The 26,380-nt window shown below is 43.3% G+C and carries 30 protein-coding genes; 16 read left to right on the top strand and 14 right to left on the bottom strand.

All coding sequences use genetic code 11. The features are described 5' to 3' along the window. Positions 1-31: 31 nt before the first annotated feature. Positions 32-1,009 (top strand): glycosyltransferase family 9 protein, encoded by a 978-nt coding sequence (locus B2O97_RS13685; RefSeq protein ID WP_201639230.1) that lies wholly within the window; start codon positions 32-34, stop codon positions 1,007-1,009. Here B2O97_RS13685 and B2O97_RS13680 read toward each other — a convergent pair. The 5 genes from B2O97_RS13680 to B2O97_RS13660 all read right to left on the bottom strand — a co-directional run bounded on the left by B2O97_RS13680 (position 963) and on the right by B2O97_RS13660 (position 6,920). Continuing rightward, on the bottom strand, positions 963-2,054 hold the full coding sequence (locus tag B2O97_RS13680; RefSeq protein WP_070564419.1) for a glycosyltransferase family 9 protein: 1,092 nt from the start codon (positions 2,052-2,054) through the stop codon (positions 963-965). The two genes, B2O97_RS13685 and B2O97_RS13680, sit on opposite strands and share 47 nt — an antisense overlap. A 1-nt stretch (position 2,055) precedes the next feature. Beyond that, the gene (locus B2O97_RS13675; RefSeq protein ID WP_286767562.1) at positions 2,056-3,549 is read right to left on the bottom strand and encodes a PfkB family carbohydrate kinase; all 1,494 of its coding nucleotides are present in this window, start codon (positions 3,547-3,549) and stop codon (positions 2,056-2,058) included. Beyond that, the gene (locus B2O97_RS13670; RefSeq protein WP_070564412.1) at positions 3,527-4,111 is read right to left on the bottom strand and encodes a D-glycero-alpha-D-manno-heptose-1,7-bisphosphate 7-phosphatase; all 585 of its coding nucleotides are present in this window, start codon (positions 4,109-4,111) and stop codon (positions 3,527-3,529) included. The genes B2O97_RS13675 and B2O97_RS13670 overlap by 23 nt, the downstream gene beginning before the upstream one ends. Continuing rightward, the gene (locus B2O97_RS13665) at positions 4,108-5,865 is read right to left on the bottom strand and encodes a glycosyltransferase (RefSeq protein WP_376746118.1); all 1,758 of its coding nucleotides are present in this window, start codon (positions 5,863-5,865) and stop codon (positions 4,108-4,110) included. Before B2O97_RS13665 ends, B2O97_RS13670 begins: the two co-directional genes overlap by 4 nt. Positions 5,866-5,963: 98 nt before the next feature. After that, a complete protein-coding gene (locus B2O97_RS13660) occupies positions 5,964-6,920 on the bottom strand; it encodes a glycosyltransferase (RefSeq protein ID WP_070564408.1) in 957 nt (318 codons plus the stop codon). A gap of 226 nt (positions 6,921-7,146) precedes the next feature. Between B2O97_RS13660 and B2O97_RS13655 the strand changes: the two genes are divergently transcribed. After that, the gene (locus B2O97_RS13655; protein ID WP_201639227.1) at positions 7,147-8,634 is read left to right on the top strand and encodes an MFS transporter; all 1,488 of its coding nucleotides are present in this window, start codon (positions 7,147-7,149) and stop codon (positions 8,632-8,634) included. A 9-nt stretch (positions 8,635-8,643) separates the two neighbouring features. On the opposite strand, the gene B2O97_RS13650 is transcribed toward B2O97_RS13655, so the two are convergent. Both B2O97_RS13650 and B2O97_RS13645 read right to left on the bottom strand, forming a co-directional pair. Then, on the bottom strand, positions 8,644-9,378 hold the full coding sequence (locus tag B2O97_RS13650; RefSeq protein ID WP_070564402.1) for a metallophosphoesterase family protein: 735 nt from the start codon (positions 9,376-9,378) through the stop codon (positions 8,644-8,646). Position 9,379: 1 nt separating this feature from the next. After that, a complete protein-coding gene (locus B2O97_RS13645) occupies positions 9,380-10,123 on the bottom strand; it encodes a nucleotidyltransferase domain-containing protein (protein ID WP_070564399.1) in 744 nt (247 codons plus the stop codon). A 232-nt stretch (positions 10,124-10,355) separates the two neighbouring features. Between B2O97_RS13645 and B2O97_RS13640 the strand changes: the two genes are divergently transcribed. The 5 genes from B2O97_RS13640 (at position 10,356) to B2O97_RS13620 (ending at position 14,378) form a co-directional block, all read left to right on the top strand. Then, entirely contained in the window at positions 10,356-10,841 is a 486-nt protein-coding gene (locus B2O97_RS13640) for a DUF421 domain-containing protein (protein WP_112374749.1), read from the top strand. 61 nt (positions 10,842-10,902) lie between these two features. Continuing rightward, entirely contained in the window at positions 10,903-11,574 is a 672-nt protein-coding gene (locus tag B2O97_RS13635) for a DUF6766 family protein (protein WP_070564393.1), read from the top strand. 25 nt (positions 11,575-11,599) lie between these two features. Beyond that, a complete protein-coding gene (locus B2O97_RS13630) occupies positions 11,600-11,836 on the top strand; it encodes a hypothetical protein (RefSeq protein WP_286767561.1) in 237 nt (78 codons plus the stop codon). A gap of 162 nt (positions 11,837-11,998) precedes the next feature. Continuing rightward, entirely contained in the window at positions 11,999-12,205 is a 207-nt protein-coding gene (locus B2O97_RS13625) for a hypothetical protein (RefSeq protein WP_046676320.1), read from the top strand. 31 nt (positions 12,206-12,236) lie between these two features. Beyond that, positions 12,237-14,378, top strand: a complete 2,142-nt coding sequence (locus B2O97_RS13620) for a mechanosensitive ion channel family protein (RefSeq protein ID WP_286767560.1) — start codon at positions 12,237-12,239, stop codon at positions 14,376-14,378. 6 nt (positions 14,379-14,384) lie between these two features. Here B2O97_RS13620 and B2O97_RS13615 read toward each other — a convergent pair whose 3' ends face one another. Together B2O97_RS13615 and B2O97_RS13610 are read right to left on the bottom strand one after the other, a co-directional pair. Then, a complete protein-coding gene (locus tag B2O97_RS13615; RefSeq protein WP_070564384.1) occupies positions 14,385-14,885 on the bottom strand; it encodes a hypothetical protein in 501 nt (166 codons plus the stop codon). A 76-nt stretch (positions 14,886-14,961) separates the two neighbouring features. Next, positions 14,962-15,570, bottom strand: coding sequence for a DUF4142 domain-containing protein (locus B2O97_RS13610; RefSeq protein WP_286767559.1), 609 nt, complete (start codon positions 15,568-15,570; stop codon positions 14,962-14,964). A 462-nt stretch (positions 15,571-16,032) separates the two neighbouring features. Between B2O97_RS13610 and B2O97_RS13605 the strand changes: the two genes are divergently transcribed. After that, entirely contained in the window at positions 16,033-16,686 is a 654-nt protein-coding gene (locus B2O97_RS13605) for a response regulator transcription factor (protein WP_046676323.1), read from the top strand. A 63-nt stretch (positions 16,687-16,749) separates the two neighbouring features. Here the strand turns inward: B2O97_RS13605 and B2O97_RS13600 are convergent, their stop codons facing one another. Continuing rightward, the gene (locus B2O97_RS13600) at positions 16,750-17,139 is read right to left on the bottom strand and encodes a hypothetical protein (protein WP_112374752.1); all 390 of its coding nucleotides are present in this window, start codon (positions 17,137-17,139) and stop codon (positions 16,750-16,752) included. Between the two features lie 262 nt (positions 17,140-17,401). Here B2O97_RS13600 and B2O97_RS13595 point away from each other — a divergent pair, with 262 nt between their 5' ends. The 3 genes from B2O97_RS13595 (at position 17,402) to B2O97_RS13585 (ending at position 19,357) form a co-directional block, all read left to right on the top strand. Next, positions 17,402-17,998 carry a ferritin-like domain-containing protein gene (locus tag B2O97_RS13595; protein WP_070564375.1) on the top strand — a complete coding sequence of 199 codons (597 nt, stop codon included), beginning with the start codon at positions 17,402-17,404 and terminating at the stop codon, positions 17,996-17,998. A gap of 51 nt (positions 17,999-18,049) precedes the next feature. Beyond that, positions 18,050-18,280 carry a hypothetical protein gene (locus B2O97_RS13590; protein ID WP_046676326.1) on the top strand — a complete coding sequence of 77 codons (231 nt, stop codon included), beginning with the start codon at positions 18,050-18,052 and terminating at the stop codon, positions 18,278-18,280. A gap of 84 nt (positions 18,281-18,364) precedes the next feature. Then, positions 18,365-19,357, top strand: coding sequence for an SDR family oxidoreductase (locus tag B2O97_RS13585; RefSeq protein WP_286767558.1), 993 nt, complete (start codon positions 18,365-18,367; stop codon positions 19,355-19,357). Positions 19,358-19,429: 72 nt separating this feature from the next. Here the strand turns inward: B2O97_RS13585 and B2O97_RS13580 are convergent, their stop codons facing one another. From B2O97_RS13580 to B2O97_RS13570, 3 genes are all read right to left on the bottom strand, one after another. Next, a complete protein-coding gene (locus tag B2O97_RS13580; protein ID WP_286767557.1) occupies positions 19,430-19,921 on the bottom strand; it encodes a low affinity iron permease family protein in 492 nt (163 codons plus the stop codon). Positions 19,922-19,989: 68 nt separating this feature from the next. Continuing rightward, positions 19,990-20,148 (bottom strand): hypothetical protein, encoded by a 159-nt coding sequence (locus tag B2O97_RS13575; RefSeq protein WP_286767556.1) that lies wholly within the window; start codon positions 20,146-20,148, stop codon positions 19,990-19,992. 12 nt (positions 20,149-20,160) lie between these two features. Continuing rightward, positions 20,161-20,763 (bottom strand): SDR family NAD(P)-dependent oxidoreductase, encoded by a 603-nt coding sequence (locus B2O97_RS13570; protein ID WP_286767555.1) that lies wholly within the window; start codon positions 20,761-20,763, stop codon positions 20,161-20,163. Between the two features lie 212 nt (positions 20,764-20,975). Between B2O97_RS13570 and B2O97_RS13565 the strand changes: the two genes are divergently transcribed. After that, positions 20,976-22,496, top strand: coding sequence for an FAD-dependent oxidoreductase (locus B2O97_RS13565; protein ID WP_112374755.1), 1,521 nt, complete (start codon positions 20,976-20,978; stop codon positions 22,494-22,496). Between the two features lie 23 nt (positions 22,497-22,519). On the opposite strand, the gene B2O97_RS13560 is transcribed toward B2O97_RS13565, so the two are convergent. Continuing rightward, positions 22,520-23,398, bottom strand: a complete 879-nt coding sequence (locus B2O97_RS13560; protein ID WP_286767554.1) for an AraC family transcriptional regulator — start codon at positions 23,396-23,398, stop codon at positions 22,520-22,522. Positions 23,399-23,584: 186 nt separating this feature from the next. Between B2O97_RS13560 and B2O97_RS13555 the strand changes: the two genes are divergently transcribed. The 4 genes from B2O97_RS13555 to B2O97_RS13540 are packed head-to-tail and all read left to right on the top strand — an operon-like array spanning position 23,585 to position 26,374. Then, on the top strand, positions 23,585-24,013 hold the full coding sequence (locus B2O97_RS13555) for an L-rhamnose mutarotase (RefSeq protein WP_286767553.1): 429 nt from the start codon (positions 23,585-23,587) through the stop codon (positions 24,011-24,013). Positions 24,014-24,058: 45 nt separating this feature from the next. Further along, positions 24,059-24,724 (top strand): alpha-L-fucosidase, encoded by a 666-nt coding sequence (locus B2O97_RS13550; protein ID WP_286767552.1) that lies wholly within the window; start codon positions 24,059-24,061, stop codon positions 24,722-24,724. A gap of 39 nt (positions 24,725-24,763) precedes the next feature. Then, positions 24,764-25,105, top strand: coding sequence for an alpha-L-fucosidase (locus tag B2O97_RS13545; RefSeq protein ID WP_286767551.1), 342 nt, complete (start codon positions 24,764-24,766; stop codon positions 25,103-25,105). A gap of 48 nt (positions 25,106-25,153) precedes the next feature. Further along, complete coding sequence (locus tag B2O97_RS13540; protein ID WP_286767550.1) at positions 25,154-26,374, top strand: enolase C-terminal domain-like protein; 1,221 nt, start codon at positions 25,154-25,156, stop codon at positions 26,372-26,374. Positions 26,375-26,380 lie beyond the last annotated feature (6 nt).

The following is a 26,380-nucleotide window of genomic DNA, read 5'->3' as shown; positions in this document are numbered from 1 at the left end:
TTGGGGGTTGTCTATCCTTAAAATCGATGGTATGTTTAAGATAGCTATTTTTCGGGCTCTTCAGCTGGGCGATCTCCTGTGTTCCATTCCCGCCGTCAGGGCATTGAAGTCGCATTATCCCAATGCCAAGCTCTACTTTATCGGCTTGCCCCATATGCGTACATTGATGGAACGCTTTGATTGCATCGATGAATATGTGGATTTTCCCGGGCATCCGCAGCTTCCCGAAATTGCATATAATCCCGACAATCTTGAACGATTCGTCAAGCAGATGCAAGCGGAAAAATTTGACCTTCTGATTCAGATGCAGGGAGATGGAACTGTGGTGAATGATTTTTTACAGAATTTTGCGGCAAAGCGACTGGTAGGATTTCAACCAATAGCTTCAATTGACAACCCCGACTGGATGACTTATCCAGGAAAGCTTCACGAGGTGAACAGGCACCTAGCTCTTATGGAATTTCTAGGTTTAAAAATTCCAAATCGTACAATGTATTTCCCCTTATTTCCCGAGGATTGGGAGGCCTATAGGAAAATAAAAGCTGAAATAAACTATCCTTTCGTTATTATCCATGTGGGCAGTCGGGACGCCAAACGACGCTGGCCTATTGAAAACTTCGGATTTCTTGCGACCTTAATGCAGCAAATGGGATATCAGATTATCCTGACTGGGGTAAGTGCTGAAGAATCTTTGGTCAATGAACTGCAGCGCTTACTTGAAGGACCTGTGCTTAACCTCTGTTCCAGACTTGATTTGGGTACGCTTGGCTGTCTTTTGAAGGAATCGACTTTACTTGTATGCAACTGCACAGGAATATCCCATATTGCCGCTGCCTTAGAAGCAAAAAGTGTGGTCATGAGTCTAGATGGTGAGCCCGAGCGTTGGGGGCCACTCAACACAGCACTGCATACCACTTTTGATCTGACCAAACCTATCGCCATAGAGCATATTGTGCGCGAGATCAGACGGGTCCTTCCGGCGCTGTCTGTTTTTGGGAGGAATGCTTAAGTAATGAATTCAATTTATCCATGATATTTTCAACACTTAACGGTGTCATTCTAGATGATCCATTCTGCTTATCGACAAAGCTGTTAATCGTATTTTTGGAGCGCAGAGCAGGGTCGACGGGGTAAAGGATAAAGTCAGTATCCTGCGACCATGGGATATGCTGCGGGTTTGTCTGAGCGTAAAGGACCAACGTTGGTTTTTGCAGCGCGCAGGCAATATGAGCAACGCCCGTGTTGACCGTGAGCACAGCATCTGCATGTGCTACGAGGAGTAGGAGATCATCAATTGTCGTCTTTCCAATAAGGTTAATCAGATTTTCCCTTACGAGTTCTGAAAAACATGATCTCAGGTAATCGTTGTATTCCTTGCCAACAAGTATGACCTGAAATGCTGAATCAAGTAGCTGCCGCGTCAATTGTTGTGCGACAGCACGGGGAATTCGTCTTTTTTGCTCCGAAACATCACAATTGACAATAATCTGTTTCCCCCCACGTAAAGGAATTAAATTCGATAATTGACCTCGGGGTACAATTAGGCTCGGTAATCGATTGATCGACCGGCTGATGCCAAGTAGTCTGACCAGTTCGAGATCACGTGCTATTTGGTGCTGTATCTCAAACAGGGGTTCTTTGTCTGGTATCCAATGGGTAAGCAACGTATAGGGATTCTCGCGCATATAAGCCGCTCGCAGGGGGATTTCCGCTAGATATGCCAACATGATCGAAGCCATTGGATTTTGGCTGTATACATTGAAAATAATACAGCTATCAAACTCCCGCTTTTTGATTGCAGCAATCAATGCTTCAGTCGAAGCAACCGTGTCATGCGAGCTCAATTTCATCCAAGGGGCATCGTATTGTATATAGTCATCGACAGTGCCTAGGTAGGGGATAATGGGAACAGCCATTTCTGACGCAAGTAATGTGATTTTACAATTTCCATTCGCTGATTTAATTTCCTGAAGCGCTGCATTACTCATGATCAGATCGCCCATATTGTCTAAGCGAATGATCAACATGTTTTTACAATCTTTCCAAGTCCCCATTTTAGCTGATTTTCTTTAACAGTTGATTGTCCTTTTCCTGCACCCGCTGAATGATTTTAGTAGTCGACTGCTGATGGACATGCGGAATAAATACGAGTTGTGTCCCTAGTATTTGCAGTAGCCCTTGTTCGGCCAGTTCTTTATTTTGGTATGCTTCACCTTTTACAAAGATATGCGGTTTAACCTTTTCGATGATCGGGATAGGGTTGTCCGATAATTCATCACCAAACGGTACAATATAATCTACAGCTCCAAGCGCCCGCAATACTTCAATTCGATCGTCAAGCGAATTGACAGGTCTTGTTGCTCCTTTTAAACGTCTGATGCTCTCGTCTGTATTGATGCCGACAATCAAAATATCACCCTGTGCCTTAGCTGCACCGAGGTAATGGGCATGGCCGGCATGGAAAATATCGAAACAACCGTTGGTGAATACGAGTTTATTTTCTTTCCGAAGTCCATCGCATAGTGCTTCAAGATGATTCAGGTCGGTAATTAATTTATCATCTTTGTTCGTAAGGCGCTGGGCTAATTCCGTGCAGCTACAATGTGCTGTACCATTTTTTTGTATACCGATCTGTGCTGCCTTTATACTCAGTGCTATCGCAATATCCGCATCAAGTTTATTATAGTAAGCCAAGCAAAGCACGGTCAGAAAGGTGTCGCCAGCGCCGGAGAAATTACCTTCTTTTAAAGCAGGAACCCGGTAGTGCTTTGCTGAACCACCTTTTTTAAAGAGGATAACACCATCCTTATCAAGGGTAAGTGCCACCCAGTTCGCCTGAGACAAGGCAGCTAGGCTTTCGGGCCATTTCGATGCTTGTGTTAGGCGGTCGTCCTCTTCTTCCTGGCTCAGGATTTTTCTTGCTTCGTCATAATTGGGCTTAATTAAGTCGGGATTTAGGCATGCATACTTGTCGTAATCTTTGCTGTCTAAGGCAATAATTTTGGGCTCAACCTGCTGTTCTTCGGCGAGCAGCACAATGAGCTCATCCGTGATGTTACCTTTTCCATAATCTGCAATAAAAACAATGTCGACATGTTGAAGGGCTTTTTTTACCGCTGTCAGATATTGGTTGGCCAGCGCTGCACTAAAATGATACTTCTGACCAATATCATAACGAAGCAGACAGTGTCCATCTCTACGTAATCGTGTTTTTGTTAGTGTCTGACAATTTTTATTATAGAGCAGGCCACCCGTGTCAATTCCCTGTCGCTGCACACTGCGTGCTATTGTCTGTCCACTGCTATCGTCGCCCAACAGACTAACGACCGACACGACGGCCCCCATATTGCTGAGGTTCGTGATCACATTCCCGGCTCCGCCAAGGCAATGTTCTACGGATTGGACATCGAGCACGGGTACGGCGACATCGGGAGCAAGCCGCTTGCATTCCCCATCTAGATAAATATCCAGCATACAGTCTCCCAAAACAAGGACGCTTGGATTGTCAAAACCATTTTCGACAAGTTTATTTAATGCTATATCTTTCATAATCTACTTTTTCTGAGTTGATAAGTTGCGCCAATCCGTAAAAATCATCTACGATGAAATCTGGTGTATATTTAGGATCAGAAATTCGCTCCTGTTTCCTTTCTTCCTGGCTTCGGTCTACCAATATGGTCCTGCAGCCTGCCGCACGGCCGGCGCCGACATCACTTAGGATATCGCCGATCATCCAGGATTTTTTTAAATCTATGTTCAGCTCCTTGGCAGCCCGATAGAGCATTCCGGGTAAAGGCTTACGGCAGGAGCATTGCGGTTCGTCCATGACATCGCCATGTGGACAATAGTAGATACCGTCTAATTGGATGTGCTCGTAGCGGAGTAGTTCGTGCAATGCTGAAAAAGCGATATCCAAATCTTCAGCTGTAAAATAACGTCGGGCAATACCCGACTGATTGCTGATAACAATGAGCTTATAGCCCCTTTTTTGTAACCCTCTTAGAGGCTCAAAAATGTCGGAATAACAAACGATGCGTGCGGGATCAACGTTGTAGGGAACATCCTTAATCAGCGTTCCATCCTTATCCAGAAATACAGCGCTCTCCATCATGATGCGATCAATTTATTATGTATAACGAAGTGTTCATTTTTCCTACTCAGATTTGCCATCCGCTGTTCCACCAGTGCGCAGAGCTGGTGAATAATATGTAGCTGTACTTCCTGAATACGGGCCGTGTGATCGGAAGGAACTATGAGATTATGATCTCCGAATTGCGTGGCCTCGCCACCATCTTTTCCCAGCAAATTTGCACAAATCACCCCAGCTTTACTGGCTTCTTTCAATGCGTTTAGGATATTGGGCGAGTTGCCACTTGTACTTAAACAGATCAGCATATCTCCTGGTTGCCCAAGTGCCTGTACCTGTCTTGCAAATACGCTTTCGTAGCCAAAGTCGTTTGCCCATGCGGTGAGAACCGCCACATCAGCGTTAAGCGAGATCACCGGATAGCCGGGACGCTGTGGTATTTCAAATCGACCCACGAGCTCGGCAGCGAAATGCTGGCTCTCCGCGGCACTACCACCATTGCCGCAGATCATGATTTTTTTACCTTCATGCAATACAGAGACCATTTTGGACGACAGCCTGGCTATGCCAAGCGCCAAAGATTCTGCCGCTTTTTCGAAAGTCTTTGAGGAACCCAAAAAGCTTTGCCTGATCTGCGTAATTGTTTCTTTTTCAGCATCCTGAGGCAAACATTGTGCATAAAGCTGCGCAATACTTTCGCTGACCACTTTCCACGTAAAGGATTTAACATGGCGTAGAGAATTAACAGAAAATTTCAATCGTTTACGGTCGTTATTTATCAGGTCAACAATCGCAGCAGACAATTGTTGTGGCTGTTGTGCCGCTACCAAAAGGCCGGTTTCTTCATGCCTTACCGTAAACGATATACCGCCCACATCGGCACCAATTACGGGCGTACCACAGGCCATGGATTCCAGCGGAGTAATCCCGAATGGTTCATACCACGGCGTGGTGATAAAAAGCTCACTTGCAGCATAATAGTACCTAAGCAGATCACGACGCTGTTGTCCCGTGAAAATGACCTTATCTTCCACTTTTAACTCGATACACAGATGATGCAGACGATCAAATTCTGCGCGGTCTTCCGCTGTCGCCAGATTTCCACCAACGACCAATAGCCGCAATTCGGGCAGCGCATGGTGCGCATGGGAAAAGGCTTCGATCACATTGTCTATTCCCTTTCGTTTCACCATGCGACCAAGTTGCAAAATGTAGGTGTACGCGGAATCAAGTCCAAGCTTTTCCTTTGCTTCGGTGCGGTCTGTTGGATGAAAATCAGCCGGATTAAAACCACAGGGAATAATTTCTATTTTATCCTGTGGCGCCTGATAATGTTGAATCAAGTCCTTCAGATCGTTTGGGCATTCGGCAATGACGCGTTCGGCTGCCCAAATGATATCTTTCTCAATTTTTTCACGAATTTTCGGAAATTTGTCTGAGCCCCCCTGGTGTAAGCGGCGCACCGCACCTAGGGCATGAAAAGTAATAACAAAGGGGATATGCAGTTGTTTCTTGATTTCCATGGCCACCATACCCGACAGCCAAAAATGCGCATGTACCAACTGGTAGCTCAGCTGGTTAGCGGTCATAAATTCGATTGTATGGGCGGTAAATTCATCGATATGTCCATAAAGCTCTTCCTTTGGGAGTATATCTTTGGGGCCTGCGACAATATGAATGACCCTTATATTTGGTTTCCAGAGGACGACCCCTTCTCGGCTTGGATGCTCACATCGCGTATAGATGTCTATTTGATTGCCCATCAAAGCGAGCTGCATGGCAACCTCGGCAACATAAACGTTTTGGCCGCCGCTGTCTTTACCTCCGAGGGTCGCTAAGGGTGAGGCATGATCACTAATAAAAGCTATTCTTTTTTTCATGATAGTATATATTGATGAATTTTTTCATTAATTAAATTCTCCCATTGTTGTCCAAATCGAACTATGTCGAAAAGCTCTTTTGCTTTCTGCTGTGCGTTTACACTGAGCTGCTGTGCATGTTGGGGATTATTCAGCAGCATTTTCATTTTAGCGATGAGCTCTTCGATCTCTAAGCCGATATAGCCTGTTTTTTCATTTTCAATAATGGTAGAAAGCTCTGTGGTAGCCAATCCAACGATGGGAAGACCCACCATCATAGCTTCGCAGATTGCTAAGCCCAAACTTGTGTACCGTATTGGATTGAAAAAGAAACGATAGTCTTTAATAAATTCGGGTAGGCGCGGATGGAGCACTTCACGAAGCCCATAGGGTTCGTTACCCATTCCGATGAGATCTAATGGTACCTGCTTTTGTACATACTTGAAAATATCGCTACCTAGCATGCGTCCACGGGAGGGAAGGTTGTTGATAACGACAATCCCTTTTTCCAATCGACCATTGTAAGCGACATCGTGTGTATCTACACCATGTGTGATGACACGTACATCCGGAATATTTGCCTTCCACATTAACTGGTTGAAGTGTGTCACATGCACCAGTGTAACGGCTGGATTGGTGACTGGATGAACTTCATCACAGGGATGCTGCCATGGCGGGTCGTGTTCAATATAGATACGAGGTAACTGTTGCTGCACTTCAGACAGGATCAGATATTGATCTTCCAAGTAATTTTCATCGCATTGAAAAAGGATAAGATCTAGGTCGAGATTACGCACTTCGCCGGCAGGAACTTCAATCACATTGTCGCCAAAAGGGAAGGTTGTTCCCCGTCCGCCATAGCGAGGTCCTCTTTCGGGCGTATATGGAATATATAAGATATAGTCACCTTGGGATAAATAATACAAGTACGATCCATGGATATGCCATGTTAATACGCGTGGTTTGTGTGTCATAAACAATTTTTAATTTCAACAATGGAAAAACGCCGTTTTTAGCGATTCAATTTCGCAGAAGGAAACGCGCTTTTAACCTTTGCTTAATGAACGGCTGTGGTAACGACTTGGTTGGATGGACTAATACCCAATTGTATGTTGGAAGTACTTCGCCGAACGTATTAAGCTCATTAATTCATTTTAAGGGAACTAACATCCTGGAGCAGCTGTTACATGAGAAAAGGCTATGGATCTCAGACCGGTACATCATCTCGAAACACAAGATATTGACAAAAGCCTCCGAATGGTCATCATAGACGGTGTATGTTCAGAGGTTGTTGTCTGTTTGAGCAGCGGTGTTATTTTGGTCGGAGCAGGTTTGTTGATGGGAGCAAGTAACTTTCAGCTGGGACTGTTGGCGGCCTTTCCAACCTTATGTAATCTTGCCCAGCTGTTGACCATTCTCGTCATGCAGATTTACCCGAATCGGAAAGTAATAACCGTATTCGCTGTATTTCTTGCAAAAATGCCTTTGGTCCTGGTTGGGCTTTTAATGTGGCGGGAAGTCGATTTCTCTTTTACGACCTTGCTCAGTTTTATGTTCATCCATTACCTTCTCAGCGCGATAGGTGGCGCAGGCTGGAATTCCTGGATTAAAGACCTCGTTCCTGAGGAACGTTTGGGTACTTATTTTTCCAAGCGCACGGGCATCATGCAATTGACGAATATTACAGTTAGCATCATTGTCGCAGCGTTAGTTGACTATTATACCAATCATGCCGTTATGCAACTACCAAAGCTCTACGGCATATACTTTTTAATCGCAGGGGCTATAGGAGCAGTTGGTGCCTTTTTTTTGGTACAGGCCAAAGAGCCCAAACAACAGATGTCTGGGGGACATTTGGGAAGTTTGTTGCTACAGCCGCTTAAAAATAAAAATTTTAAAAATTTATTGATCTTCAATGCGGCTTGGTTGTTGGCGATTAATTTAGCGATACCCTTTTTTACGGTCTTTATGTTAAAAACATTGGGGCTTTCGATGAAAATAGTCATCCTGCTTACTGTTTTCAGTCAGATAGCTAGTGTCCTGGGCCTACGCTTATGGGGAAACCTTTCGGATCGTTATAGTAACAAAAGTATTATCTACCTTACAGCACCCATTTACATTTGTTGCATTTTATTATGGATATTTGTCGGAATCTATTCGCGTGCATTGCCCAATTTACTTTTACTCCTATTTCTGCATATCATGACGGGAATCTCCACTGGAGGCATTAATCTCGCCCTCACAAACATTGGCCTGAAACTCGCTCCCAAGACAGATGCAATTGTCTATATCACTGTAAAAAATATGGTCGCTTCGTTTTTTACAGCCTTGGGACCTATTTTAGGAGGATTGTTAGTTGATTATTTTGCAACTCGCGAGCTTCAGATTAGCATCTCCTGGAAAAGTCCCAACCTCCAGACTATCGCCAAACTGATCTATCTGCATGAATGGAATTTTCTATTCCTTATTGCCGCACTTCTGGCATTTATATCGCTTCGTTGGCTTGGAAAGGTACAGGAAAATGGCGAAGTAAGTCCACAGCTTGTCAAACGTATTATGAAAAAACGTTTTCGTGCCGGATTGAAAGAAAGCCTACTTGTGGGGAATATTATCACGCTTCATACCCAACTCAAGCAGATTGTTAAACGAAAAACCAATGCATCAGATAACGCAATTTCGGACGAGTAAAAAATAATGCTAAATATCAATGAATGCAAAGCCGGCTTCACTTCCATGCTGGGCCATTAAAACGGGCACTGCCACATTGTAAATCGGTATTCCAGAAGGGGACAGGGCCTTGAATTTTCCGGCATGCGCATGCCCGTGGAAGGCAGCACTTACTTTACGCCGTTGCAAAGGTTCCATTAAATGCGTTGACCCTAAAAAAGGATAAATTTGCTCGGGCTCACCTAAAACGGTTTCAGCAATGGGCGCGTAATGCATTAAGGCAACTTTTTTTATGTCTGCATGTTCTTGTTCGAGGCGCGCCAAAGCTCGATCTAAAAGCAACGATTCGTTTACAGCTTCCTGCACAAAACTTTTCATGGCATCTTCACCAAACATGGATAACATATAACGGTCAAAACCACCGCCAAAGCCCTTTACGCCAGCAAAACCAATATTTTCGATCACGATAGCTTCACCATCCAAGACCGTAATTTTACTGTCTGTCAAAATTTGGCGGATCTGCTTTTGTCGTCCTTTCTCATAGTCGTGATTTCCCAGTACGGCGATGACTGGAACCTTAATGGATTGGAGTTCAGCAACAAGTAATTCTGCTTCTTCTTCATCCCCCGTATCCGTTAGATCACCGCAAAGTAAAAGGACTTTAGCCTTTTCCGAAATCTCCTCAAATTTGGTTTTCCATTTTCCGTGCTGGTTTGCATTCATATGTATATCGCCCAATGCGGCTATGGTTGTCTTCTTGTTCATATTAAACAGTTTTTATTGTGTATGACTTATAATCCCATTCTTTAATATCAATTTCATATTGCGTTTGATCTATCAAGGGTCCCAGACAAACTTTCTCCAAACAAGGAGGCAATTCATATTGATCCGCTGCGCGTTTAATGAGCTCATCAAATAAGTCTTTTGGGAGAATATCGCGATAGTCATGCGGATAAGTAAACTGAAAGATGAGCATTTGAGCCAACAAGAGGTGCCAATGTTGATCCATTCGCATTAGTAAATGGTTCCAGTCCAAACTTTTTCCATATTTTAGCCAAATATGGTTAATATCAGCGCTGTCATGCCGCTCTCTGTTTTGTACATATAGCTTACACCATACTAGCTCTTCTGCTGGTACATAACGTACATCAGCATCAAAAAGAGTACCTTCAGGTGCTCTGTCAAACCAATCCTGCTCAACAGTGCAATTGTGATTAACACTATCGAAAATAATATCAATGAAATAGGGGTCTTTGTAAATCTTGGCGAGCCATCGCACATCTGTCAATTCGGTCTCATAACCATTAGCGGCAAGATGTTTAAGAATTTTTGGGTATTCGCTGCTTTTGCAAAAGATATCCATATCCTTAATAGGCCGTATGATCCCCGTGTAGTGAAACATGGCTAAACCACCGCCCACCATAAATTGAGCTCCGCTATCCTGGAGCAGCCGCAATGTATCCTGAAAGAAGGCGAGACAATCTTCAGGTGGATTATCTAAATGAATCATATCGTTTGCTTTTCTTAAAGACAGTCAATTAAATGCAGTAGTTTGTTGACTGTCGATGAAAACGTATTATCCGCCTGTTGAATAGGTAAAAGTACTCAATTTGAAAAATGAGGGAACAGGGAAGGCTCCTACCGATGTTCTGAGATAAAGTAGGCTATTTTGAAATAAATAAAGAGCACATTGCTTCATGATGAAGATGGGCGTATAACAACGATCTAAACGGTATAAAAATATGGACAGTTTTTTTGGCTCTGGTGAAGACCTGACGATGATACAAATGGGGGCGCGTGCGTTTATGATGTTTATCATCGCACTTTTTTTGGTTCGATTGGGCGGAATTCGAATTCTCGGCCGAAAGTCTGGAGTAGATTTCGTCATCATTATTATGCTAGGTGCGGTATTAGCGCGGGGAATAGTTGGCGCTTCGCCATTCCTGTCAACCGTGTTTGCCGGCTTCGTGATGATTATTGTCAATAAAATCCTAGCCCAGGTATCGGCCAGGCTTCCCTATTTGGGTAATATGGTAAAAGGTAAGCCCGCTGTTTTATACAAGAACGGTAAAATCCAATGGGATCAAATGGACCGGTTGGGGGTAAGCCGTACTGATCTACTGACGAGCTTGCGGTTAGAGACAAATAGTAAGCACCTCGATGAAGTGGATATGGCTTTGATGGAGCCGAATGGGCGAATAAGTTTTATACTCAAGGAAAAGGCATGAATACTTAATAGTTAAGTTTTTATTGAAGTTATATGTACTTAATAATAAAATAAATCTTGCTATGGAAAACAAGAAAAATTATTCTTTTTTTTATCGTAATGGCCTAAGCCTGGTGTTTGCAGCGCTTTTTGTCTTTTCCCTAGGCATGCAATGTTTTACGGGTTGGAAAGTACATAATGAAGAGTTGCTGGAGGCCAATCAGGCACCGCTGGATATCGTTAATTATTTGGGCACAGGACATTTTACATCCGCAACTTTTGAAAATTTTGAGAGTGAATTTCTGCAGATGGCGATGTATGTGATTCTGACGGTGGGATTACGCCAATGGGGCTCTGCTGAATCAAAAAAAATAGGGGAAAAAGTAGAGGTAGACCGTGAACCGCAGCCCGGCCCGAATACCCCTTATCCTGTTAGAAAAGGTGGCTGGCTGTTGAAATTATATAGTTCATCGCTATTCATTTGCTTTGCGCTACTTTTTTTGGGGAGTTGGGTTATGCACTTTTATGGAAGCTGGAGACAGCACAACACCGAACAGCGGCTTGAAGGTTTACCGGTAGATGACGCATGGACGTACCTCATTATGCCTCAATTTTGGTTTGAAACTTTCCAGAACTGGCAAAGTGAATTTTTGTCTGTTTTGGCCATTGTTGTATTCACCATTTTCCTACGTCAAAAAGGATCACCTGAATCAAAGCCCGTTGATGCTCCACATAGCGAAACGGGGAAGGGGTAACGAATAATAATAAAAGTTAAAAACTATGATTAAATATTTGTATTTGGCCATCGCATTCGCAGCTGTGGCAGCAACATCTTGCGATAATAGAACCAAAAGTAGCGAAAAGGAACAGAAAGTAGATACAACAGTCAACCAGAATGGTCTACCATTAGACAATATTCACCGTAGCCGTGGAAAAGATACGACTAAAAATAAGGCTGGGACCGCACAGGAAGCTGTACCATTGGACAATTTGGATCGAACTAAAACTGAGGATTGAACAGGCAGCATTGAGTAACATGAACACGCGTTTGTCGACGTTTGACCTGTTGCGTACTTCTACGATAGGGAGATATTTTTACTTAAATGCGAACTAAAGAGAACCATTGTTTTTTTTGCACTGTTCACTTTTCGAATAATTTCATACTTAAACTCAAAACATATGAAAAAAATTAGTTTATTGATATTGGCAATCCTTGGACTATGGGGATGCGGCAATAGCAGCAATAAAGGCAATCAGGCAAACGGTAGCTATGATTCCTCCAATACACCCGATGATGGGCAGGTTGGTGTTGGTATAAATGACTCGCTTGGCCGGGACAGCACCGATTCTTTGCAGCGGCAGCCTTCTCCGGCTAAACCCGATTAAACATAAAGACAAATTTAAAACGTAAAAGATTATGGGCCCAATAATTTGCGCCATGCTAAGGCTAAGCTTGGTCATCCAGCTTAGCCTATTTTTTTATACGGTGCACGCACAAAAGGCCGATTCCGTTGAGCGATCGAAGGATTCGGTCAGTATTCTTGATTCGTTGCCGAGTAATCCACTGGCCTCGGCTAGAAACTTTTTGGAACAATGGCGTGAGCAGGTTGATCGTTATTATACTGGATTGGACAGTGTAAAGCGAGGAGTCGCCTGGCAGCGGCCGGATGATGGTCGGCTCGTGCCCAGTCAAGTACAGCAGTATATCAGCCTGGTTAAACCCGCTGTGCATGATCTACAGGGAAAAGTTACGGTGTTGCGCAAGCAAACGGTGCCCCAGGACTCCACGGCCAACTCATGGCGGGCGGTGCAAGATAGTGCCGCAACACTAGAACGTGATATTGAATCGCTCCTGTTGGACATGCAAGACCTTGGCGACAAGGCCGAGCAGCAGCAGAATGTGACTCAGGCAGCGCAAGAAGGAACCTTTTGGTATCACTGGAAAAGTATAATACAAAAGAACCTGGAGCAGGATGGACTATCGCAGCGTTACTACGATAGTGCCTGGGATGGTCGTTTCCTCCTTATCCTACTGAGCTTTATTTATTTTTATTGGCTTTATCAGATGCGCAGACGTGCCATAGGGGCCGAAGAGACATTGCCCTTACATCGCAATCAACCGTGGTGGATTCCTGTCCTCAAGTTTGCGGTCTTTTTCCTTATTCTCCTGCCACTGACTTCCCTTAGAATCCCCGTGATCGTGCTCGAATTGAGCTATCTGCTTATTTTCGGCTTTCTATATCTTTTGATTCGCTCGGAGTTATCCAATCAGCATCTGAAGATGATGCAGTATGTATTTTTTTATTATCTATTGGTACTTGCCAGCAATCTAGTGCTGGATACAGGTTGGATGTCGCGAATTATTGTCATGTTGATCAATTTATCGGGTATTTGCCTGCTTTGGCACCTCGGGCGGAAGGTCGACGGAAAAATACCTTTTGATTATCTGCGCCCCTTTTCACGATGGTTACTGCTAATTATCAGTATGGCCGCCATTATATTTAATCTGTTTGGTTTTCTAAATCTGGCCCGTACATGCAGTATCGCTGGAGCTGTAGGGCTATTGCAAGCATTCTCCCTGCATGCATTCCGCGACATGCTGTCTCATGATTTACTCAACTCTTATGAAAATTCGAAAGAAGACCGTTTTATAAATCGCTTTGATAAGCAGAAGATACTTGCCGCACTCCGTCGTATTATTGGCCTATTTGCGGGTATATTGGTCATTATTATCTGGGCCAACACCTTGCATATCACAAGTGAAATTCGTCGACTTGGGGATCGCTTGTTAAATAATACCCACACCATTGGTGGTGTTAATTATACGTATGGCGATGTGCTTTTAGCATTTGCAGTCATATGGACAGCAAATTGGATACAAAAAAATTTAAAAGACCTTCTTGATCAGCCCGACGCGAAAAAAAATCAGCGCCGAACAGCCTTATTACCACTCGTACGTGTTGTCATTTTTATTGTTGGCTTCCTCATAGGAATACGTATTCTGGGGTTGGGAGTTGACAAGCTGACCGTCATTGTCGGTGCATTAAGTGTGGGGATAGGTTTAGGCCTGCAGAATATTATCAACAATTTTGTTTCAGGTGTGATTTTGGTATTTGAACGTCCGTTTAAAGTGGGGGATTATGTGGAACTTGCTGATAAAAAAGGGCAGGTCATGCAGGTGGGTATCCGATCGAGCACCTTATTAACAGACCAAGGGGCCCAAGTTATTATACCAAATGGAGATCTCCTTTCCGGTCGCCTGGTCAACTGGACGTTTGAAGAATCGGATATCCGTCTGAATCTTCAGTTGACCATCGTTACGGCACGCAGCATCGAAGAGTGGAAAAAGTGGTTGGAAGATACCATTACTAGCTTTAAGGAGATCGACAGAAGCCTGCCCATGAAAATTTTAACAAAGGATATTACGGCGGATGCCTATGTTGTATCAATTCAGGTAGGTTTACAGAACGTGCAACAGATTGAATGGTTTAGGAGTAAGTTTCTTGAGCAAGTTAAAGCCGAAGCCGTATTTCATGATTCAAAAGTTACCTCGGCTTAAACAAAATTAGTTACTTCCCGAACGATAATAGATCCAACCTTGCAACTGTTCTAATTGATTTGATATTTTCAGATCTACGATGGTATTCATTCCGAGTTCTTGGGATAATTTTCCGAATGCATCTAGTTCATGGACTGGGTAGAATATCGCGTGTTCATTGGGCATGTCTACATTTCCCTGTAAAAAACGGTAGCCCTCGGCATGTAGATTATCGATAAAGGTGTCGGTAACAGCCGCTAGGTAATGCATCATTTTATTAATCCAGGTAAGTTCATCTTTAACCCGCATTGGATAGTGTTCATGCACAAAATCGAGGATCAGTTGTTCGCCCTCCATATCCCAGCCGTCGCGAATCATCGCTAGCCCCGTGGAGCGCACTTCTTCCTGATAAAAATCCCGTCCATAGCTCATTTTTATTTCGCCTGCAATAGGGCTTTCTTCAATTTTGGCACGTAGCGCCATTTGTCTATTAAGGAGTTCGTGTATGTAGTCGAATGTCTGTTCCATGTGATGTAAGAAATAGCGAAGGACAGAGCCGTAATGGCTTTGTCCTCCGGAGTGAATGATTGGAAAAAATATGTTGTTATTTTAATGTCGGTTTTGGTACCTTATTCTTGATTGCTGGGGATGGCGCATTTGGTGTAATGGGCATGTCACTTATCGAAGGATCTGAAGGTTGCCAATTTTTAAGCTGATCAAGGTGCTTTTCGAACGCCGGAATTTTATCGGTGGCAAATTTCTTCAGGTCAGCATCTGTAATTGCTGTGCCTGCGCTTGCATCTTTGAAAAGTGAAATTGCATCTCGATGGCTCTTAAACATCAGATCAGTGTAAACGCGGTCAAAATTGGCTGTGTCGGCCTTATTGAGTTGGTCGATCATGGCTTTATAATTTTGATCGTCACTCGTACGCAGCTGCCAATTTTTATTTTTTACAATGGTCGATAGTTCATTTCCTGCAGCGGTATGGTCATCAGTGATCATCTGTGCATATTGTTTGATCGTTGGGTTTTGCGATTTAGCAAGAGCAATGCTTGCCGCCTGCAGTTCGAAATTGTTGCTGGCCGTGGCTTTGCTGGCAAAGTCCAGATCTCCAGACTGTGGCTGAGCGGGATTACTGTCTTGCGCCTGAACGACAACTATACAGGCGAGGGTGGCTAGTAATATTCCCAGGGTTTTTAAAATGATTTTCATGATACTATTATTTAAATGTTAACGATTTTTTCTGTTTCGCGTATTATTTCCCTTTCTTCTATAATTGATGACGATATAGGATGCTAAGAAAATAAAGACGATGCCAATAATGATGGATGTAAACATATGTTCTTCTTTCGTTGTGTTTTCAAGTGAACAGCGGCGAGGAAGGTAGCGTTTGAAAAGAGCCTATTTTGCGTATTTAAAGCAAAAATTGTGGTGCTTACGCAAACATATCGTACTAATTCCCTCGTGGAGGAATAGCGCGACTTCAATTATTTATATGCTCTAGCAGAGACATCTCTCACGCCTTTCCAGAAAAAAGAATGCGGCGGCGGTCAAAATCTTTCCGTTGATGTTATGTATGCATTTGCCAAGAGCTATTTTTTTAAAACATTTTTGGCTTGAAAGCTGTTTCGTTCAAAAATCAATCACTAAACGAAAGAAAGAAAACAGATAGCTATGACACAGTTGCTTTTGGTAGATGACCATACGTTAGTACGATCCGGTTTCCAATTAATATTAGAGGCGCAAGAAGATATAACTGTAATTGCGGGGATGGAGAATGGTCAAAAAGCCCTGGAATTTCTCAAGGGAGCCAAACCGGACATCATCCTGACTGATATCCATATGGAGGTAATGGATGGCATTCAGTTTATACAAGAAGTAAAAAAACATTATCCAGCCATAAAAATCATTGTTTTATCTATGGAAGACAATATCCAGATTGTTCAGGAGGTTTTAAATCTTGGCGCTGATGGCTATTTATCGAAAGATTCCAATGTAGAAGAGATTTTATTCGGAATTCAGCAGGTAAAACGTGGGCAACAATATATCAGTGCAGCATTAAGTATTGATTTGATCCGAAACTTATCAAAGTATGCACAGTTGGATATTGATCGTACAGCAATAATGGCACGATACGACATCTCTGAACGCGAACTGTCTGTATTGGAATTGATTGCGGAAGGACATACAAATGCGGAAATAGCTGATCAAATTTTTTTGAGCAAAAGGACCGTGGAGGGCCATCGGCAGCAATTAATTGAAAAAACCGGTTCGAAGAATACGGCGGGACTTGTCCGTTTTGGTTTTCAGAAAAAGTTATTGAGATAGGATAGGGTGCAATGAACCCCGACACTGGAAAAAGGGCGGGGTTCTTCTGTTTTTTTGTCCACGTTATAGGGGTGTTGCATCTAAATCAGAAGGTGTTGTCACCGGTTGCGTAGGCAGCCCTTCCGCATCATTAGCACCCTCGTTTTCATCTCTTTCATCTTCTTCTGGAAATTCATCTTCACCTGCTGAACCAATTTCCTCATCGAAACCGAAATCATCCTGTCGGGGTATTTCAGGTTCTTCTGCATCAACTGCGAAGTCTAATTCTTCATCCGTTTCCAAATCTTCCTGATCAATTTCGGGTTCCTGATCCGGTGTATTTTCCGGTAGTTCTTCTTCATGCTCTTCCGGAATATCGTTCGGTAGATTTTGGGGGCCTGATTGCGCTACAATCGCTAAAGCGAGGATGGCCATACCTGGACGGACATCCTGAACTGTACATTTTTTATTCATACTGCGTTTAATTTATAATCGTTTGTTGATGAACCACTGTTGTTGCCAGATCGTTAACTGTGTTAGTACGCATTGTCATATGATTTGTACGTTAATTATAGCGTTGTTGTTCGCTATCATTTAAATTTTTGAAAAACGTGTTTTTACTTATAAAATGTGGTATATGCGTGATTTGCAGGATTTACACAGTTCTGGCGAACGAAAAGAGTTTGAGAGCTGTTTATTTGACGAACCGCTCGTTTGAGCATAAAAACTTAGTATTATGGCAACAACAACAGCAACAGCAGAAAAAAGTAAAACAAACACAAAATCAGGTAACACAGCAACTTCAAACGCTAATTCAGAAGGAAAAAAAGTACCTGCCGAAGCGGGGGCAGCGAAGGATCTAGCCGAATTATTTGAGGATGGATTAAAGGATATTTATTGGGCAGAAAAAGCGCTGACGAAAGCACTTCCTAAGATGGAGAAAAATGCAAGTTCAGAACAATTAAAATCTGCTATTTCTAAACATCTGGCAGAAACGGAAACACATGTGGATCGCCTAGAGCAATGTTTTGAGCTTATCGGAGTGAAAGCAAAAGCCGAAAAATGCGAAGCTATGGCGGGGCTACTTGAAGAGGCGGAAAGCCTTATGAAAGAAACAGAAGCTGGATCTGTCCGCGATGCAGCAATTATTGCTGCCGCCCAAAAGGTGGAGCATTACGAAATTGCCACGTATGGCACATTGGCGGCTTTTGCGAAAGTGTTAACACATAAGGATGCCTTAAAATTACTACTTGAAACACTGGGTGAAGAAAAGAAATGTGATGAAGATCTTAGCGCGCTGGCCGATACAAATCTCAATTCAAAAGCTGAATAAGTGTACAATAGACCTAGCGTGAACACTATTAAAAAATCAAAAATTTAAGTTATGGCATTAAATACAGGAAACGAAGGTGAAATCACCAAAAAGATAGAAGATCAAACTTCTAAACTACCATCCACCGTATTTTTAGGCGCAGCATTGCTGGCGATGGGTGTATCTGCCGCATTAAAATGCATGTCGAACGATAAAAACGCCCTATTTGTAGGCCAATGGGCTGCACCGTTCCTTCTATTGGGCATCTATAACAAGATTGTGAAAACTGAAGGACATGATTAACGTGCATTTTTTGTAAAAACACATCTGTAGAATAAATATAAGAGGCTCAATTTCATTGGGCCTTTTCCAAAAACGAAAAAAGCTATGAAGTATTCAGATAATATGGGAAGAAGAGCTGCTATCGGTAAAATAGGTTCTGGAATCTTGGCATTGAGTATCATTGGAAGTCCCGATCGCTCAACGGGCCAAACCCAAGACAGACCGGTCAATCCGGTTAAAGAATACCCAAAACCGCCGTTCAAGAGCCAGTCTCAACCCTGGCCTGGACTCTGCAGTGAAATGGAGCCCCGGCCGGATCATGGCGAGGATAGTTATAAAGGATCAGGAAGGCTCCAAGGGCGCAAAGCATTGATCACCGGGGGCGATTCGGGAATGGGACGTGCAGCAGCTATCGCTTACGCACGAGAAGGGGCCGACGTTGCCATCAACTATTTGCCCGAGGAAGAGAAAGATGCGAAGGAAGTCATCGCTTTGATAAAAGCGGCGGGCCGAAAGGCAGTCGCTATTCCGGGAGATCTCCGTAAAGAAGAGTTTTGTATTCGGCTGATTGAGGACGCCGTACTTCAACTCGGCGGTCTGGATATTTTGGTCAGCAACGCGGCGCGGCAGCAGACAAAACCATCGATATTGGATATCACCACTGCGGAATTTGATGCCACGATGAAAACCAATATTTATGCACCTTTCTGGCTTATTAAGGCAGCCTTGCCTCATCTTAAACCTGGAGCTGTAATTATCGGTACAACATCGGTACAGGCCGCAGACCCCTCGGAAGATTTGTATGACTACGCACAGACAAAAGCTGCGACCACCAACTATATTCGGTCATTGGCCAAGCAGCTTGGTCCAAAAGGCATACGGGTCAATGGCGTGGCTCCCGGTCCAATTTGGACTGCACTACAGGTGAGTGGTGGTGCTACGCAGGAAAAGCTGGTGAATTTCGGAGGTGATACCCCCATGGGACGTCCGGGGCAACCCGCCGAACTTGCTTCAATCTATGTGCAATTGGCTGCGGCAGACGCAAGTTATGCGAACGGACAAATTTATGGGGCCGCGGGCGGCGGTGGACAGCCCTAAAAATTAGCGATTACAGCATGACAAAAAAAATCCCCTTGAAGGGGATTTTTTTTGTCATCAATAAGCTGAATACTAGTCCCTCGTGTTCGGATTTTTGTCTGCTGAGCGGTTGTGTTTTTCTTTTTGAACCTTTACTTTATAATCATGGTTTTCCTTTGCGGCATCTATAGAGTGTGTGCAGGTGAGATCCCTTTCTTCCAGAGCGAGCTTCGCCACGTGCGCATAAAACTTAGCGAGCTGATCCAATTCCTCTTCACTTAAGTCTTCCAGATTGACCATTCGGTTGCTGGTGCCTTCATGGGACGCTATCAGTTCATTGAGTTTCAGGTGGATTGCTTTGGAATCCTTGTTTTGGGATTTTTGAATGAGAAATACCATTAGAAAAGTAACAATGGTCGTACCTGTATTGATGACCAGTTGCCAGGTTTCAGAATAATTGAATATGGGGCCGCTCACGGCCCAGATGATCACCGTCGAAGTTGCGATAATAAATGCGGCTGAACTACCGGTGGCATGCGTTGCCCAGTTTGAGAATCGTTCAAACAAGTTTTTCTTTTTTCTCATGACACAAATTTTTTTAAGGACGTTCAACTAAGTGGATTTGTTTTCTTGTTGATAAAATCGCAGATGACTTATATGATTTGTCTCAAAGGTTTAACCTGTGTATGCACGATGGAAGTGCGTAGTGGTTGAGATAGGATATAAGCTATGGTACGCGCGATATCTTCGGCATAGAGCATTTCTAAATGATCAATTTTTTCCTGCTGCTCCTCCGGTGAAAAAGGTTGCATATCTGTTCCAACTTATCCAGGTTCAACAAGCGACACCTGGATACCCTTGGGATTGGCTTCCTTCCGTAACGATTCTGTAAATGCTTGAATACCTCCTTTCGAGCAGACATAGACAGAACTCTGCGCTTCGCGTACATCTGCACTCATTGATCCGACATTGAGGATATGTCCTGTTCCGCGGGGTTCCATCCGTAACAACGCGGCTTGGGTACAAGCCAAATAGGCCAGCACATTCGTGCGAAGGAGGTAGGCCTGATCCGAATAACTTCCGTCCTTAACCGACTGAAAGGCTATAGCCGCATTATTGATGAGAATATCCAAACGATCATATTGTTCGTCAAATGTCCTGAAGAGCATGTGTATGCCTTCTTCGGTCGCCAGATCTACTACAATCCCTTCCATCTTACCTGTGCATTCCAATTGATTAAAATCACGGAGCGTATCGTCCAACTGGTTTTGATGATGGCCGCAAATTAAAATATCGTTACCCATCGCGGCTAAAAGTAGGGCGGTCGCCCGGCCAATCCCGGTGGTGCCGCCAGTAATAATTATTTTCTTATTTTTTACCCAACTCGGTAAAATGGAGTTGACGTAATCCTTCGCATTTATTTTCATAATGTATATCGTGTTAAAGGTGCAATGAAGCACTTCGTTATTTCATGAAGGAACAGCCTATTTTATACATTGGTTTGGGGGCGCAAAGGAAGACGTACTTCTTCTTTTTTTTACGTATTTAACCGCTAAAACGAAAGTGGAATAGCATGGTTCTTATCTTGGACGTGTTGTATTTGCAATAAAGCAAAGACTGATTCTTTGAATTTAATATAATGACTATGAAGCGTGACGGAACGAACAAGAGCTTTTGGCAGGATGTTGACATTGAAAATTTTTCGACTGACCCTGCCATTTTAGATTTCCATACCATTGTTGTGGGGGCGGGTATAACTGGTGTAACATTGGCCAAGGAACTTCAGAATAGAGGCATAAAATGCCTACTGTTGGACAAGGAGAATCCAGGGTTTGGCACAACCGGAGGAACCACCGCCCATATCAATAACTTTTATGACGCTTCTTACAATGAGATTATTGAAAATTTTGGAAAGGATCCCGCTCAACTGCTTCTGAATGCGACGCTTGAGGTCTTAGATTATATAAAAGATAACATTTCCAAATATTCCATACAGTGTGCGTATTCGACATGTGACTTTTTTCTCTTTAGCGCAGAATCTGGACAGAACGAGCAGCTTGAGCAAATTTACGCGGCCCATCAGCAATTGGGATTGCCTACCCATTATGTCGAAACCATACCTTTTGATATACCTTTCGAAAAAGCAATATGCATTGAGGGACAAGCACAATTTCATCCCATGAGATATATTGCGGGCATGATCGAAGCCTATCGTCGTGAGGGCGGCGAAATACTGACGGGTCGAGGAATTGAAACCTATAGCAATGAAGATGGAAGGGTCAAATTGAAGCTGAGTGGAAAAGAGGTTTATACGGCAAAGAATATCATTTGGGCTACCCATGTGCCACCAGGCAAAAACAGATTCAATTTTTTACTGGCACCTTATCGAAGTTACGTCCTGACGTTAAAGCTTCATGGGGAACCTGAAGCATTGGGACAAGCTGCGGATCTGTATGATCCCTACCACTATTTTAGGTATCATCGATCTGATAAAGAACATTACCTTATCGTGGGTGGTTTTGATCATAAAACTGGCGACGACCAACAAACAGAGCAACATTTTGCCGACCTAAAACTTTGGGTTGATCAGCATTTCGACTATGATGAACTTACTGCAAGTTGGTCGTCGCAATATTATGATTCAGCCGATGGCTTACCCTTTATCGGCAGTATGCCAAATGAAAATAATGTGTATATAGCCACCGGTTATGGCGGTAATGGAATGACATTTGGATCAATGGCGTCACTTGTGATCCCTGACTTATTGGAAGGAAAGGAGAATCCGCTGGCTGAACTGCTGTCACCAAGCCGCATCAAACCTGTTGCGAGCGCACAGCAGGTATTATCGGAAGGTGTCAATGCTGCAAAACATTTTATCATGGACAAATTTTCGGCTGAATCGCTGAAGGAGGTCGAAAGCTTACAGCCAGCGGAAGGTAAAATTGTTCACTATAGGGAGAGAAAACTGGCTATTTGTCGGGATATGGAAGGGGAGTTGCATGCTGTAAACTCAGTCTGTCCGCATATGGGGTGTACAGTAAGCTGGAACCCATCCGAAATGTCCTGGGACTGTCCTTGTCATGGTTCACGGTTCGGAATGAATGGAAAGCTTTTGAATGGTCCTGCTAGTGTAGATCTTGGTCGTGTCAATTTTGATTAGTGCAACTTTGTTTTGACGCTTTTCTAACATATCTGGGACTTATATTGGCTTGGCGTGATCCCTTTAATTGATTTGAAAATTTTATTGAAGTTTGAAAGGCTGTTGAAGCCACAGGCATAAGCAATGTGTGTGATTTGATGCTTGTTTTCGACAATCAATCTACAGGATTCACTGATGCGAACCTCATTGACAAATTGGACGAAGGTTTTCTGCGTACGGGATTTGAAATAACGGCAAAAGGAGTGTTTTGACATATTAGCGAGCTGCGCAACTTGATCCAATTGAATTTCTCCGGTATAGTTGTTAAATACGAATTTAAAGATGCTGTCAATTTTGCTATTGTCAATAGGGCTATAGTTGTGGGTGTATCCAGCGCTGGAAATGTAATCAAATTCATCTGTCGATAACATCAATTCGATAATCTCTAGTAACAAAATAGTTTTGTCAAAGCCATAATCCAGCTGTACGATCTTTTTTAGCTTTACCTTCAATTGTTCCTTTGTTGCGCCACGGAATAGGAGACCGCGTTTGGAGACTGAAAAGAAGGTTTCGACTTTGTGTGTTTGAAAGAAATGCCCTAAAAGTTTAATCATTAATTTAGGTTCTATATACAAGGCTAAAGAACGGGAAGTTTTTGTCTCCGCAATGGTAGAGCCTGCGCAATTTATAGTGTTATTGTGCCACACATGTGGCAGATCAGGTCCTACAAAAGTAAGTTCATCGGAAACAAAGTTACTCACATTGTCGCCAATAATCCGCTTTCCCTCACTTTCCACAATATAGGTCATCTGGCAGGCGCTATGAAAATGAAATTCGGTTGAGAAGAATGGGCGTTGCACATCTTTGGTCGCAAAAGTGGTGATAGCTGCACCTTCCAAAATTTTGGCGAAAACAGGTTTCATGTGTTTGGTTATTTTTAAATTAAGAACAGGCAATATAGCCTATTTTGCCTTAAAAATAAGTAAACATGTGTAAAATTGTTAATATAGTGGGAGAAATGAGCAATCTAGCAGTATTCTCCGTCCTGCTAAGCGCGTAATTTAGTAGTACTATACAACTACGTATAATTATACAATAACGCAGAACTTATGTATCCTAAATTGTATCCTTACATCCTTGTGATCGTCTTGGTCGTACTCTGTACAACAGCCTTCCGGTCTACAGAGAGCAGTCGCTCCGTGACTCGCTATGCATCCATAACAGGATTGAAAGCCGAGAAAGTAGCGTATTATAAAAAGCTTCATGCCAAAGTTTGGCCCACAGTACTTCGAAAGATCAAGGCATGTCATATCCGCAATTATTCTATTTTTTTGAAGGAGATAGATGGTCAATTTTTTCTTTTCAGCTATTTTGAATATGCAGGACAAAATTTCAAGCTTGATATGCAAAAAATGGCTTCCGATCCTGAGACACAGCGCTGGTGGAAGGAAACGGATCCTTGTCAGCAACCCTTGGCCGACGCACAGGAGAAAGGGGAGATTTGGTCTGGTAGGACGGAGGTATTCCATACGGACTAAAGAAATAAAATTAATAAACGCTGTAATAACCAATAGAATGTAACCATGAGAAAAAAAATATTATTTAGTTTGGCACTCGCTGTTTTAGGTATACATGTCGGTGCTCAAACAAAGGCTATTGTACCTGTTCCATCGGTACGGCCCAATGCATATCAGCGGGCGCAGATTGACCGAAAATATGGCATGTTCGTTCATTTTGGCATGAATACATTTCATGATCAGGAGTGGACAGACGGATCTAAACCCGCCAGCACATATGCTCCATCAGCAATTGAGGTTAAACAATGGGTTTCGACAGCAAAGGAAGCGGGGATGAAGTACATGATTTTGGTAACGAAACACCACGAGGGTTTTTGTTTATGGGATAGCAAGTATACGGATTATGATGTAGCGAACTCTTCGAACGCAACAAATGTTGTACTGGAGCTGGCTAAAGAATGCACCAAACAGGGAATGCGACTCGGCTTGTATTATTCTTTATGGGACCGAAAGCAGAACCCCAATATTAAAGACAGGTCTGCAGATGCAGCCTATAATCAATATATGTTGAACCAGCTCAATGAGCTGGTGGATATGACCAAAAAGTATACGGATATCGTTGAGCTTTGGCTGGATGGAGGCTGGGAAAAAGAGAATTATCGATGGCCCACGCAGGAGATCTATAATTTAATCAAGAAAAAGGTTCCTGGATGTCAAATTGGTATAAACTGAAGCATCGGATCGCCTGAGAATACGGACAAACACATTGTTTTGCCGAAAGACCAGCAGAATTATTACCCAATACGTTATTTTCCAAGTGACTTTAGGCTAGGCGACCCTTATCTTCCGGTCGATCCTGACCCTAAGCTTTTTATGGCACAGGGGCACACTTACTATATGCCTTTTGAGACAACAGTGGTACTTGGAGAACGCTGGTTCTATAATACCACAGACAAGAAGTATAAGTCTTTGGAAGAGCTTGCGGGGATTTATCGGACGGCAACTGCGCAAGACAATATCCTGATCTTAAACGTTGGTCCCAATCGAATGGGACGCATAAAGGATTCGGATGTTGACATTTTACGCAAATTAAAAGAGAAATTAAAGTTATAATTCAAAATAGATTAACCTAAATACTAAAAATAAGCACGTTAAGATTTTATGATAAAGACGTTTGATATTCAGGATCGAAGATTTCCTTTGGCTACAGGTGCAGGCAGTGATGCTATACACAAAGATCCGATCTATTCTTATGCAGTGACCCGATTGGCCGATGATAAGGGGCGCGTTGGGACAGGTCTGGCTTTTACACTGGGTGCAGGGAACGAGCTGGTCTGTCGTGCCGCAGCTTTTTATGCCGAACGACTGAAAGGGATTCCAATTGAGGATCTTATGGCAGATTTTGGTCAATTGTTTAATAGGTTGAGCAATGAACAGCAGTATCGTTGGTTGGGTCCACATAAAGGGGTTGTTCATTTGGCCTTAGCTTCGGTAACAAATGCCTGTTTTGATCTTTGGGCTAAAACGAGAGGAGTTCCACTTTGGAAATTGTTAACCGAGCTCAGCGCCGAAGAGATTGTCAATACGCTGGATCTTTCCTATTTGGAAGATGAGTTGACAAAGGCGGAGGCCATCAGCTTACTGGAGTCAAATATGGCTACAGGTCATAAAAGAATGGGGATTATTGAAAAGGGCTATGTGGGCTATGATACGTCAGTAGGCTGGTTTAACTATTCTGATGAAAAGGTACGGGAGAATTGTAAGCGTGCTTTAGAAAACGGCTTCTCCGCAATGAAACTCAAAGTGGGCAGTGAAGATCCCTTGCGGGATATTCGTCGTGCGCATATCGTGCGTGAGGTTGCTGGTGATGAAGCTAAAGTAATGCTCGACGCGAATCAGCAATGGACGCTGCCGCAGGCGCTATCCATCTGTCAAGAGCTTAAAGAGATGAACCCGTTTTGGGTAGAGGAGCCGACACACCCGGACGACATTGTTGGTCATAAACGCTTGGCCGAACACATTGCGCCGATAAAAGTTGCCATGGGTGAGCATGTGCCGAACCGCATTTTGTTTAAAAATTATCTTCAAATGGGTGCGACGGGATTTGTACAGGTCGATGCTGTTCGCGTTGGCGGCGTAAGCGAGTTTATATCCGTGAGTCTACTTTGTCGAAAATATAATATCCCTGTTGTACCACATGTTGGGGATATGGGGCAGCTCCATCAGCACCTGGTTTTATTTAACCACATAAGCTTGGGGCATGAGGCTTTGTTTTTGGAGCATATTCCGCATCTAAAGTCTCATTTTGTACATCCAGTGGCTATAGAGAATGGCGTTTATCGTACCCCAATGGATGTGGGAAGCAGTTGTGATTTGTTATAAGTTGAC

Origin of the sequence: Sphingobacterium sp. UBA865 (assembly GCF_002295765.1) — a bacterium.
In the GTDB taxonomy this organism is placed as follows: domain Bacteria; phylum Bacteroidota; class Bacteroidia; order Sphingobacteriales; family Sphingobacteriaceae; genus Sphingobacterium; species Sphingobacterium multivorum.
Note: the sequence above shows the minus strand (reverse complement) of the source record. Positions and strands in the feature narration are given on the sequence as shown.